Source organism: Candidatus Uabimicrobium helgolandensis (genome assembly GCF_041508025.1).
Taxonomy (GTDB): domain Bacteria; phylum Planctomycetota; class Uabimicrobiia; order Uabimicrobiales; family Uabimicrobiaceae; genus Uabimicrobium; species Uabimicrobium helgolandensis.
In genome coordinates this window covers 1103186-1116222 of record NZ_CP165719.1, presented here as the reverse complement: position 1 = coordinate 1116222, position 13037 = coordinate 1103186, and the positions used below count along the sequence as shown (strand labels likewise).

The 13037-nt window shown below is 35.5% G+C and carries 8 protein-coding genes; all 8 read left to right on the top strand.

What is annotated here, in order from left to right; genetic code table 11:
* The first annotated feature begins 150 nt into the window (after positions 1 to 150).
* The 8 genes from UABHE_RS04065 to UABHE_RS04030 all read left to right on the top strand — a co-directional run bounded on the left by UABHE_RS04065 (position 151) and on the right by UABHE_RS04030 (position 13034).
* A complete protein-coding gene (locus UABHE_RS04065; RefSeq protein WP_372368949.1) occupies positions 151 to 2589 on the top strand; it encodes a FecR domain-containing protein in 2439 nt (812 codons plus the stop codon).
* 18 nt (positions 2590 to 2607) lie between these two features.
* Positions 2608 to 5388 (top strand): O-antigen ligase family protein, encoded by a 2781-nt coding sequence (locus UABHE_RS04060; protein ID WP_372368948.1) that lies wholly within the window; start codon positions 2608 to 2610, stop codon positions 5386 to 5388.
* Between the two features lie 77 nt (positions 5389 to 5465).
* Complete coding sequence (locus tag UABHE_RS04055) at positions 5466 to 6677, top strand: hypothetical protein (protein WP_372368947.1); 1212 nt, start codon at positions 5466 to 5468, stop codon at positions 6675 to 6677.
* Entirely contained in the window at positions 6664 to 7971 is a 1308-nt protein-coding gene (locus tag UABHE_RS04050) for an SLBB domain-containing protein (RefSeq protein ID WP_372368946.1), read from the top strand. Before UABHE_RS04055 ends, UABHE_RS04050 begins: the two co-directional genes overlap by 14 nt.
* A 68-nt stretch (positions 7972 to 8039) precedes the next feature.
* Positions 8040 to 10097 carry a GumC family protein gene (locus tag UABHE_RS04045; protein WP_372368945.1) on the top strand — a complete coding sequence of 686 codons (2058 nt, stop codon included), beginning with the start codon at positions 8040 to 8042 and terminating at the stop codon, positions 10095 to 10097.
* A 36-nt stretch (positions 10098 to 10133) separates the two neighbouring features.
* Positions 10134 to 10520, top strand: a complete 387-nt coding sequence (locus UABHE_RS04040) for a rhodanese-like domain-containing protein (protein WP_372368944.1) — start codon at positions 10134 to 10136, stop codon at positions 10518 to 10520.
* Positions 10517 to 12160 carry a radical SAM protein gene (locus UABHE_RS04035; RefSeq protein ID WP_372368943.1) on the top strand — a complete coding sequence of 548 codons (1644 nt, stop codon included), beginning with the start codon at positions 10517 to 10519 and terminating at the stop codon, positions 12158 to 12160. The genes UABHE_RS04040 and UABHE_RS04035 overlap by 4 nt, the downstream gene beginning before the upstream one ends.
* Positions 12161 to 12395: 235 nt before the next feature.
* Positions 12396 to 13034, top strand: a complete 639-nt coding sequence (locus tag UABHE_RS04030; protein WP_372368942.1) for a hypothetical protein — start codon at positions 12396 to 12398, stop codon at positions 13032 to 13034.
* The last annotated feature ends 3 nt before the right edge of the window (positions 13035 to 13037 follow it).

The window sequence follows — 13037 nt, the reverse complement described above, 5'->3', positions numbered from 1 at the left end:
CTACATCTCAAATATTTATTCTCAATATTAAATTTATTCATGCCGTTTTACTGAAATACTATGTATTAAAATTAAAACTTTCAGTTTTTTTGTAGGGCATCGATACACATTAACGCCCTAAATTAATATGAAATCTAGATAGGAGAAAATATGTTACGCAACCTCATTATACTTTTCTCTATTACCTTAATAATTCCATTTAGTTTTGCTGAATCCATAGCTAAAGTCGAGTATTATAAGGGATATGTGATCATAAAAAGTGGTAGAAAGATCTTGCGAGTTAAAAAAAAGGGGTATCCATTAAAAAATGGAGACTTCATACAAGCAAAAAGAGGACACGCTAAAATTTTATTTAACGATGGTGCTCGTATGACTGTTCGTCCATTTTCCAGTACGCGTATTGGTAGTAAAATGGAAAACGGAAAAAAGACACGCAGAGTTACGTGTTTCGCAGGAAAGTTATGGTTTAAAAGTGGTAAAAAATCAAAAATTAAAAACTTCCTACAAACACCAAACATGGTATGTGGACTTCGCGGTACAGAAGTTGAAATAGGTGCTTTCCCAAAGAAAAAAGAAATTGGTAGAATTACTGCCGTAAAAGGTAGAGTAATACTACAATCGGGGAAAAAAATACTACGGATACGTAAAAAAGGTGTTTTGGTTTACGCTGATGACCGTGTTCAAACAAGACGCGGTAAGGCAGTTATCACCCTAAATGACGGTGCTGTCATCAAAGTTAGACCATTTTCGCGCATTCGTATACAACAGAAAAAAAAGCAAGGCAAAACCAAACGTCGCGTTACTTGTTTTTCTGGTAAACTGTGGATGAAGAGTGGTTTTAACAAAAAAATCAAAAACTATGTACAAACACCAAATATGGTATGTGGACTTCGTGGAACAGTTGTTGAAATTGCCGCAGTACCGACAAAACCACAACTTGGTCGTATAACAAAAGTAAAGGGTTTTGTGATTGTTCGTTCTGGGCGCAAGATTCAACGCGTGAAAAGACCAGGAAGAATACTTTATGCTGGAGACCATGTACAAACCAAACGCGGCAAAGCGCAAATTAAATTTGCTGATGGTGGACTTTTAAAAGTACGTCCTTTTACCAGTACACTTGTTCAACAAAAGAAAAAATCTTCAGGAAAAGGCAAAGAGCGTCGTATCACTTGCTTTACTGGAAAACTTTGGTTTAAAAGTGGTAAGAAATCGAAAGTTAAAAACTTTCTACAAACCCCAAATATGGTATGTGGACTTCGCGGTACAGTAGTAGAAACCGCTTTTGATGCGCAAAGTAACCAGTCAGGAGTAACAACTCTTCAAGGAAATACCGATATAGCAGGAAGTTATTCAAATGCTCAAGTAATGAATCCTGGCGAAGCTTCTGCAATGTCTAGTAGCGTTTATGGTAGTTATAGTTCTGCTTTTCAACAACAAAGTTTTAACAACATTCAAGGAGCTATCAATTCTTCTGTAGATTCTTTGGCTTTAAATCCAAGTTCTGAGGCCTCAAGCTCTGTGACAGAATTAACTAATGTAAGCTCCCAAAAACACGAGTCTTACATGGCTTTTGAAGAAGGTACTTATGACGAATTAGATGGAAAACCCCTTGAAGGTACCGCACCAGACAGTGTCATAGAACAATCAAGTGATAATAGTCTTGCTACATCAGGAGAAAGCGGCGCTACCAATAGTTTCCAGTCGGATGCTGCCGTTATGGAAGATAATCCAAATTCTGAAGTAAGTGCTGTTGCTGGGCAGGAAATTGGGCAAGAACCACAAAACATTGTAAACAAAGGTAGTGTTGCTATTACTGAAGGAAACGTCGATTCTGAAGGTAGTTTTGAAGTTGTAGCAAGCGTACCAGAATCAACTCCTGAGAATTTAGAACAAAGTGGAGTAGGTACAATGATTAACCTTGCTGATGAAAACCCAGAATTTGCTGATGCTATGGGCGATATGATCGATCAAACTGCTAGCGATAGCACCAACCAAGATAGTTTAGCTGAAGAATCTTCGGGTGGTGACGATGACGGTGGTGACGATGATGGTGGCGATTCTGAGGACGATGGTGAAGGTGACGACGAAGGTGACGACGAAGGTGACGACGAAGGTGACGACGAAGGCGACGACGAAGGTGACGACGAAGGCGACTCTGAAGACGACGGCGAAGGCGACTCTGAAGACGACGGCGAAGGTGATTCCGAAGGCGACGGTGAAGGTGATTCTGAAGGCGACGGCGAAGGTGATGCTGAAGGCGAAGGTGACGGCGATACTGGAGGCGACGGTGAAGGTGATGGCGATGCTGGAGGCGACGGTGAAGGCGATGGCGATGCTGGAGGCGATGGCGATGCTGGTGGCGATGGCGATGCTGGAGGCGATGGCGATGCTGGAGGCGATGGTGATGCTGGTGGCGATGGCGGTGGCGATGCTGGAGGCGATGGCGGTGGCGATGCTGGAGGCGATGGCGGTGGCGATGCTGGAGGCGGTGGTAGTAGCCCTTCTGATGTTTTCGATGATATAGGCGATGGAGCAAGTGAAAACGATACGAATGGTCAAGTGGGTGATTCTAAGGAATCTGGAAATTAAATTCAAGATAGAAAGTAAGTGAAAGTGATTCTAAAAAACATAAGTCAGGTAGTTGATAGATTTTTATTGTTTATTGTAGTAAGCATTTTATTTGTAGCATCGCTATTCTATGGCGGTGTGGATATTGTAGTGTGGAATAGTTTGTTAGCTACGATTGTAATATGTTGGTTTTTTGTATTATTTAAAAATACAAAACAAAATATATTGCAAATACCTAAGTGGCTACTCATTGTTGTACTAATGATGTTTTCTTATATGATTTTGCAATCATTTTTATTACAAGAACAAGTTTTAAAAATACCTTTTGTTATGCAAGACATACCTTTACCATGGGATATTTCAAGTACAACAACAAATCAATATGAAATGCATCTTGCTATCTACAATTGGCTTTTGCCAATACTTATGTTTTTTTTAATACCACAAATTACTTATACAAAAAAACAAACTCACTTTTTTTTAGCTGCGATTATAGCGATAGGATTTATTCAGGCTTGTTTAGGAATTGTACAATTTTTAGGGATAGATCCTATAACATACCTTCCTAGTATTGAAGGACGTGTACACGGAACATTTATTAATCGCAATACATATGCCTGCTTTATTTCCATGATTGGAGTAATTTCTACTGCGTGGTTAACAAAACTAGTAGTCCAAACTGTAAAAAAATCAAATAAAAAAAATATAGTTATTTGTATTTGGCAAAGTCGAAATTTCCACAAAATTTCAATACTTTTTATATCAACAATGACTATCACACTTTCTATATTTCTTAGTGTGTCAAAAGGAGTAGTTCTCAGCTTTCTGGTCGCAAGTCTTTGCTTTTTTTTACTTTATCTTCATCTACAAAAAATAACTCGAAAACAGATAATATACAGTGCAAAGATATTTATTCCTTTAATTTTAATATTTCTTTTATATTTGTATCTGTCAACTTTTCATAACATATACGAACGTTTTTCACTGTTTGCAGAAAAAGGAGACGTTCGTTCTCAGTTGTGGGAAGTAAGTGCTAATATTTCTTTGGACTATCCTTTGGGAGTAGGTGGAAATAATTTTTATTATATACTCCCTGTCTATAGTAAACCCTACTTGAATCATTATCATTATCCACATAATGATTACTTACAATTTCTTGTGGAGTATGGTTTTGTAGGAGTGTTATTGTTTTTAATAATTGTAATGGTGTGGTTAAAGTATGCATGGGCTATTCGCGACGAATGTGTTTTATCCCGTAGCCTATGGGCAGGTGCTATGGCTAGTTGCGTTGTGCTTTTTTGTCACGCGGTAGTCGACTTTAGCTTTCAAATAAATAGTCATCGTTTGCTACTTGCTGCCGTTATGGGTTTACTAATCACTCGAAAAAAAGTTGTTTTTGAAGCAGCGACCAAAAGCTCTTACCTAATACTGGTACTCTTTGCTTTATGCACAGTATTCGTATCAATACAATGCTTTACTTTTGTATGCGGTGAATATCTACAACCTCCAAAAGTATTTGATACTTTCTACGAAAACCGAAAGCTTAGTGTTATTAAACAACGTAAGTGGATGCTCCACACAGTTGAGCAATTAAAAATAGCCCACGAGTGGAATAAACAAGACCCTCATCTTTGCTATAAAATAGGTTTTTTATACTACGAGGCTTCGCGTTTACATTTTGCAAAAAAAATCGAACTTTTAAAACAAGCTGAAATTTACTTGCAAAAAACGCGAAAAACAATGCCTAGTAACTACAAAGTACATATATATTTAGCAAAAATTTACTTTGAACAAAAACGTTATGAAGATGCCGACAAGTCGATGATTACTGCCGTTTTTCTCGCTCCATACTACAAAGGATATGCTTCTGAAATAGCCAAATACTGGCTAAAACGTTGGCAACAAACAAAAGAAAAGTTGTACATAAATCTAATTGCTGATCGATTTTTAGCACTTTCAAGAAAAGATCCCGAAAAATTAGAACGTATACTCAAAGCCTGGAGTAAAGTAGCACAGCATTATAGTAAAGAAGAGCGTTGGTATGGCGTTATTTTTCCCAAAAAAAACGACTTCGCTATCCGCGCAGCTAAATATTTTCTAAACAACAATAAAGTTAATATAGCCGAACAAATGGTAAAACACATAAAAGATGATTTTTCCACGAAATCTTTACTCCAAGGGCACATTGCTGTTCATAAAAATCAGTTATCAATAGCTCTTGATAACTATTCTAAAGTTGATATAGATGAACAATCTGTTCAAGAAATTACTCAGATTCTTATAACGAAAAAACATTGGAATGAGGCTGTTAGTATTGCAAAATTAAGCAAATTAGAAAATCTTTCCTTATGTTTAGCTATGGTAAAGAAAAGCCTAGATACAAATATACCATTACTTAAAATCGAGCAATTTTTAGTTCAATGTGGTACAAAATACGGCAAAAATGCCGATTTTTTTTACTTGCGAGCAGTTATTTCAGAAAGAAAGCAACAGTTAAATGAGCATATTACATATGCTGAAAAAGCTGTAGAATACGAACGCAAAAATTTTGATTATCTAATGTATTTATTGCAATCTTTATACAAAAGGAAAATGTGGACAGACGCAGAAGAAAAAGCAAAAAAATATGCTCCTTACTATGCAAATCCCTTTCCTTTGTACAAGCGCATTTCCTATTCTTTTTATCGTTATAAGTTAAATAAAAAATCTTTGTATTGGGCTAAAAAAGCACAACAAACTAACAACAATGATTTTGAAATAAACTCATTAATTGCTCACCTTAAAAAGGAAGGCAAAAAGGAAAAGGAAGACTACGAATAACATTCAAATGTTTTTTTGTAATAAATAACATATATTTTCGAACAATGTTATGAATCTGAAGTTTAATGGAAAATAAAATGATGAAATACATATGCCTAATATTCTTTTTTTTAAGCTTTATTGTAGGGCAAGAATTAGAAAATAATAACTCTGAACAAGAGCAGGAGCAATCAGTACCAGAGGAAGAACAAAAACAAGCACAAGGACCTACTGGAATTGATTTGTTTTATGCAAACCGCGGTTTTGACCTAACTCCAAAAACCCAGGCATTACAATGGACAAATAAAGTATCTACCAGCTTTTATTACGATAGTAATATATTTCTAAATGACGGTGCTGATCGCCAAGACGATTTTGTGTCGGCAGTACAGCTCCAATCTGATGTACGTTATGTTCAAGAAAATTGGCAACTAGGTCTAACTGGCGTATTTCGTTATGAAGATTACTACGATGAAAATTCTCTAGATCAATTTTTGCCTCAGGCCTCTGTCGATTTTACTTACAAAGGAAAATCGTTTTACTTTTCTTTTAAAGATAGTATTTCTCGTAACACTACACCCAATACCGTCGACTTAAATGATCGTTCACCATGGCTTCAAAATCGCGCAGATATGATAATGGGTTTTCAATATAAACAGTTGACTTTTGAAGTTTCAACTTTCCACTCTTATTTAGATTTTGAGGATATTGAGGGAGATTACGAAAACTATGGTCAAGCATACACCATGAAGTATATGGCTCGCCAAAATGTAACCTTTATTTTTGAGGTGGACTGGGATTTCATCAACTATCGAGAAGCACAAATAGTTGCTGGAGATCCACAAAGTGATACTTTAGGTGTAAAAATATTACCCGGTGTAGAAATTGCTTTTACAAAAAGTTTGTATTTGTTACTGCAAGCGGGTCTTGACCATAGAACTTCTTTTAATTACGTAGGATTAAAGGCATTTTTTGTTTGGCAACCGACTGAAAATCTACGTTTTACTATTTCAGCCTTACGTCAAACACTGCCTACTTTTGCTGGGGATTTCCAATTGATCACTGTTTTTGGTTTGGGATCAGAATATCTACTTTCCGAAAATATTGTTATCAAAACCAACTTTAGTATTTTACACGGAAATCCTGAAAATGGAGCTACTAGTCCTCGTTATGATGCAGGAGTAATTTTTGTATACCGTTTATTTGATGGTGTAGAATTCGAAGCTTTTTGCAATTTAGCGGTGAAAGATGATAGTAATGCTGACTTTACATGGCTAAAAACCGGAGGAGGTATCAATGTTGTTTTTTAACAGTAAACTATGTTTGTTGTTTTGTTTGCTAATTTTTTTAACAAATGGATGTGAAAATTCTACAATTGTTGCTGACAAATCAACTCTCCAAAAGATTGCAGAACAAAAGAAAGAAGAAGAAGTTAAGAGGCTAGAAGCTGAGAGACGAGAAAAAGAGAGGCTAGAAGCTGAGAGACAAGAAGCTGAGAGACTAGCAAAAGCGAAAAAAAAACAACAGGAACCTACAGAAAATACTGATAAGATCTCAGAACCAATCAGAGCTATGCGCATACCAGATCTTAATTTAAATGTCGAAGCAAGGTTCATTCCAGGAGACAAAATTAAAATTGAGTTATCAGAAGAAGACGAGATGGTTCGCGAATTTACTATTTCGAATAAAGGTGTTATTTCATATCCATACGTGGAAAAAATAGAAGTAGTAGATAGAACTGTTTCTGAACTTGAAGATGAACTTGTTCGTAAACTCAAAAAATACTATAAACGTCCAGTGATAAATATTTCGGTTTTGAATTGGGCAGAAAGACGTGTCTACCTTTATGGGGTTGATGAAGGCAAAAATAGTGTTCTGTTAACACCTACAAAAGGAATGACAGCTAGTCAACTTCTCATTTCAGCAGGGGTATCTCCTAAGAGAGCTGATTTTAATCGCATCTCACTAACAAGAAGAGTGAATGGCAAACAAAAAATAATCGCAATTCCACTCCAAGAACTTTTAGAAAAATACGACATAAGAAAAGACGTTGTACTACAGCCTAACGATCTCATTCTTGTAAAAGAAGCGCCGAAAATTCATGTACAAGGAAATGTGAGATCTCCGGGATCATTTCCTCTGCAAAAAAATCAAAAAATGAATCTATTGTACGCTCTATCATTAGCTGAAGGAACCACTGAAGATGCTGATGTCGACAATATAAAAATCATACGCCAAGAAGAAAACGGTCATAAGGTTATCGTCGTTTCTTCTTCAACGCAAAGCGAAATGATTTCATTAGAGCCAGACGATATAATTGTTGTACCATCTCAAAACGAGAACATTGTGACTGTATATGGAGAAGTAGAAAAACCAGGTACTGTAAGAATTGTTGGTCGCTCTGTTCGTTTATCAACTGTTATAGCTAATGCTGGTGGCTTAACGCAGTACGCTTCGCATTCTATACGTGTATTTCGCTATTTTGAGAATGGCAAAACTAAAAAGTTTTCGATTGATTTTGATGCAATTACTTCTGGAGATAGTACTCAAGATATAGAGATGGAATCAGGCGATGTAGTTTATTGTGACTACGGTTTATGGTAAAGTAGAGGCTAGTAGAAAGCTTCTGCTTTCAAGGGATAAGACTAGTAATTAGGATAAACTTTATAAAAATGGAAAATCTAAATTTTAATCTTCGCTACTACCTAGAGCTTTTTTATAGAAGAAAATGGTTCATTGCAATTATTTTTGTACTATTTGTTATAGGTGGTGTACTTTATACATCTAAGCAAAGTAAATTTTATAAGACAAGCGCTGTTTTGTCTATAACACCTCCTCAAGACCGTAGTATTGGAGGTATAGAGATTCAAGAAAAAATCAGCTCTCATATGCAATATTTTGTCAACACTCAAAAACAAATTTTGCAAGGAGAAGGAACCGCACGTTCACTTGTCAAACGCTTGGATAATGATGTATGTAAAGAGTTTTTTGGTAAATCAAAAGAACAAGTCTCCATTAAAAGCGTTCTAAAGCAAATTACTGTAACTCATAGGCGTAATACCTATATTTTTGAAGTCGGGGTTATTGGTAAACAACCTAAAAATTGCGCTCTTGTAGCTAATCTTCTTATTGATATATTCATAGAAGAATACAATCACAATGAAAAATCATCACAGAACCAATTGTTAGGTTTTTTAAGCAGGGGTCTTCCACAAAGAAAAAAGAAACTTACAGAAGCGGAAGAGCGTATCAAAGATTTTGAAGAACGCAATAGAAACGTACTATTTTTCACTAACAGCGATAATAATTTTAATACAACACAAGTTGAAAAACTCGTAGACAAAATTCAAGATGTGAATGTCCAGCTCCTAACTAAAAAGAATCATTATGATAAGTGCGCCCTTGCCAGGGAAAAAGGTACAGTAAAAGCGATTCTTCGTTTAGAATTCTTTCGCGAAAGTGATTTGCTAAGCGATTTGCGTCAACGTGAATTTGAATTGCGTCAGCAATACGAAGAAAACAGTCTTCGCTATCAACCTGAACATCGCAAAATGGTATGGTTGAAAAAAAGTATTGAAAATACGCGTTCCAAAATAGAGCAAGAAGCAAAATTATTTATACATCGCGAAGAACAAGAGTATCTAGGGCTTGTTTTTAAGAAACAGCAACTAGAAAAGCTACTTAAAATAGAAAAAAACAAAATTTTAAAAGAAAGACAAATATACATCGATTACCAACACGCAAAACGTGAATATAGTCTACAATTAAAAACTTACAATAGTTTCATGGATAAAGTTGGTGAAATAAAAGCTATTAGTGAATATCAAGTAAACAACATCAGGCGTGTTCATGAAGCACTGCCTCCCAATTCACAGGATATTTACAGGCCACGTCCACTATTAAATTACATAATGAGCGGGCTTTTGGGTATTTTCTTTGGAATAATGTCAGTACTTGCTCTTGAAAGTCTAGATGACACTATACAAAACGAAAAAGATATTCGCGAATTAGTTGATGTTGCTGTTTTTGGCCAAATACCTTTTATTTCTAAACGGCACTATGGAAAAGATATTGAATTTGCGGTAACCAATCACGCAAAATCTCCCGTTGCTGAAGCATTTCGTTCATTATCATTAAGCGTTCTTTTGTTAGAAAATCAGCAAAAGACATTTGCGATCACAAGTCCGTGGGCTGGCGATGGAAAAACGGTGATCGCAACCAATATGTGTCAAACCATTGCAAAATCGGGAAAAAAAGTTTTACTTATAGATGCCGACCTTTATAAACCTAGAGTCGCCAGCAGCTTGAATATAACACATGAAATAGGCTTTTCGGATTTCATTCTAAATAAAGCTGATCTTGAAAGTGCAACTGTAAAACTGAATGACAATTTATGGTGCATGCCTGCTGGAAATCTACCCCAAGATCCACATCAAACTATATACAATAGTCCATTAAAACACATGATAAGTAGCTTAGAAAATCAGTTCGATTACATAATATTTGATACGCCACCTGCTGGACTTATTTCAGATGTAATGTTACTGGCTAATTGTGGAGTTAAAATATTTCTCGTAGTAACAATTAATAAATGTAAGAAAAAGCTACTACAATCTGTTCTCAAACGCTTTGAAGTATTACAAATGTCTCTACAGGGAGTTATTTTTAATCATAAATCAAAAGATGCAACGGACGCAGGAGGAATTTATGAGTACTACTATGGAAAATAAAGAGATTTCCTTATATACTGAAAGGCGAATTTTTTTATGAAACAAATATTGTACGTGATTGGGTGTATTTTTTTATTATCTTGTGCAGATAACGGAAGGAAAAATATTTTGGAAAACGTTTCAGCCAAAAAAGCTCAAGCTATAATTGATGAGAGCTCGGTAGTTGTACTTGATGTAAGAACGGAAAATGAATTTAGAGATGGACATATTAAAAATGCAATCAACATAAATTGCCAATCATCAGATTTTATGGACAAAATTCAAAATCTCGACAAGAGTACAACATACGTACTTCATTGTAAAAGTGGTGGACGCAGTACTTTTGCAATAAATAAAATGAAAGAACTTGGTTTTTCCACAATATATCATATGAATGGTGGAATGAACGAATGGGCTAACAATAAACTACCTATCGAAAAATGAAATTACTACTCATACAACCACCCATACAAGATTTTTATGACACCGATATTCGCCTACAACCTATTGGCCTTTGTTATCTTAAAGCAACGATAAAAAAGCATTTCCCTAATATAGAAGTTGTAGTGCGTGATTTCCATCAAGGATGGGGACGAAAGACTCTTCCTATTCCAAAAGAGCTCAGCTATCTACGTGAATACTATCCTTGGCCAGATAAAAGCCCATTTTGCTCATTTTATCATTACTACCATTTTGGGGCTTCTTTCGCACAAATTGCACAAGAAATAAAAGACTACTCTCCTGATTTTGTTGGTATATCTTCGTTGTTTACTCCTTATTATCGCGAAGTACTTAAAGTTGCGCAAATCGCAAAAGAACAAGTTGGCTGTCCTGTAGTAGTAGGTGGATCACACGTATCTGCTGTTCCGCGATCTATTTTACAGGACCACAATGTCGATTTTGTTATTTGTGGTGAAGGTGAAAAGGGAATTGTCGATTTATTGAAAGCCTGGCAAGAGAACAAGAATTATGAGCAGGTGGGCGGACTAGGGTATAAGATAGATGGAAAAATGTACTTAAATTCCGTAGGGACAAACTATGATATTGATGATTTACCTCTTCCTGATTTAGAAGATTTACAAAACGACAAGTATTTGTTTGAAAAGCGACCTTTATCCTTTGTTATTACTTCCCGTAGTTGCCCCCACAAATGTACATTCTGTTCCGTACATTTAACTTTTGGTAATCGTTATCGCCGTAGATGTCCTCATAATGTTGTTAGCGAAATAAAGAAGCGTTACGCCGAAGGGTACCGCGTTTTTGATTTTGAAGATGACAATTTAACATTTTACATCAAAGAAATGAAAGTACTCTGTAATGAGCTCATTAGTGCATTTCCTGAAAAAGATGTTCAGTTTCTCGCAATGAATGGAATCTCGTATCTCAGTTTGGATTCTGAACTATTACAATTAATGAAGCGAGCAGGTTTTTCTCATTTGAATTTAGCACTTGTTAGCTCAGATAAGACAGTTCGCGAAACTACAAAAAGACCCCACACAGTGGAAAAGTATCTTGAAGTTGTCAAAGAATCGACCTCGTTAGGGTTTCAAATTGTTTCCTATCAAATACTTGGACTACCTTCTGAAACCTTAGCCTCCATGATTCAAACATTGAGTTTTGGCGCTAGACTTCCCATATTACTGGGGGCTTCAATGTTTTATCTCACTCCCAACTCTCCAATTGCGAAAAACTTTCCGCCATTATCTGAAAAGCAAATGTTTACTTCGCGGTTGACAGCAATGGCAATAGAAACAGAAGATTTTCAAAGAGAAGATATATATACGTTGTTTGTTACCACGCGTATTATTAATTTTTTTAAAGGTTTACCTATTAAAAATTGTTCGCTTGAACAAGCTCTCCGCCAAGCATCGCAAATAGGAAGACGCGAAAAAATAGGCTATGAAATTTTAAATAGACTATTTAGTGAAAAAAAACTATATGCATACACTAAACAAGGTTATAAAGAATTGACCAAGTTCAAGGCAACCTTGTTCTTTGATATATGGCAAAATCTTGGTTATATCGCAACACAAAATAACGCCCAAATAAATATTTCTGTTTCGCATAAGCAAGTTGTTTCATAAGATGGAGCGAATAAAACGTCAAAATATTCAAAGCGTTAAAAGCAATACAGTATATGATTGCTGTGCCGTTTACATTTCCAAGTTCAGCTCTGTAGACAACAGCTCTTTTTACAATTGTAGTTTTCGCGAACGAGAAATAGAAATAATCCGCTGTAACAATTGTATTTTTTCACAATGTAACTTCCATAGCGTAGAATTCTATTACTGTCAAGGTTTACAAATCGAAGGTGGGTGTATGGAAAATCTAATTCTTTGCCAAGGCTCCCTACACAGCATAACTAAAAAAACTCAAGCAAAGAAATTACGCCTAGCAGTTTGTGATATTGACTCGCGAAATTTAGATAAAATTTCAGACGTACAGATTTTAGATTTGAGCGCACATCTTTTGAATTTAAGCAACATTAATGATTTAATAGAGTTTCCAAATCTCTATGATTTAAATTTAAGTGCAACAGGAATTAAAAAAATAGATCCTTTGCATAAGATTAAAAACTTAGCTAAACTTAACCTGAGTTATAATTCTTTTCTATCATCAGAGTGGCAGTGCCTAGTTGATCTAAATAGTTTACAAGAGCTAAATTTAGGCTATACAAATATTTACAATCACGATTTAGATTTTGCGGCAAATATGTCTAAACTAACACATTTATATTTAGGCTACACATCAATAAGCAGCTCTGGCGTTGAAAAATTACAAGAATGTTCTCAACTACAAAAATTAGAAATGCCACATACAAATCTTTGTGACGAGAGTATTAATTTTTTTACTCAAATGCTTAATTTGAAAACTTTAAATGTTTATTCTTCGAAAATGTCACCCGAAGGAATTGAATCTCTTCGTAATAAAATGCCGTGGTGCTACATATATGGATAAATG

Excerpts from the sequence above, each read along its gene's own strand:
- UABHE_RS04065 (WP_372368949.1), top strand. The coding sequence starts at position 151 with ATGTTACGCAACCTCATTATACTTTTCTCTATTACCTTAATAATTCCA.
- UABHE_RS04055 (WP_372368947.1), top strand. The coding sequence starts at position 5,466 with ATGATGAAATACATATGCCTAATATTCTTTTTTTTAAGCTTTATTGTA.
- UABHE_RS04050 (WP_372368946.1), top strand. The coding sequence starts at position 6,664 with ATGTTGTTTTTTAACAGTAAACTATGTTTGTTGTTTTGTTTGCTAATT.
- UABHE_RS04045 (WP_372368945.1), top strand. The coding sequence starts at position 8,040 with ATGGAAAATCTAAATTTTAATCTTCGCTACTACCTAGAGCTTTTTTAT.
- UABHE_RS04040 (WP_372368944.1), top strand. The coding sequence starts at position 10,134 with ATGAAACAAATATTGTACGTGATTGGGTGTATTTTTTTATTATCTTGT.
- UABHE_RS04035 (WP_372368943.1), top strand. The coding sequence starts at position 10,517 with ATGAAATTACTACTCATACAACCACCCATACAAGATTTTTATGACACC.
- UABHE_RS04030 (WP_372368942.1), top strand. The coding sequence starts at position 12,396 with ATGGAAAATCTAATTCTTTGCCAAGGCTCCCTACACAGCATAACTAAA.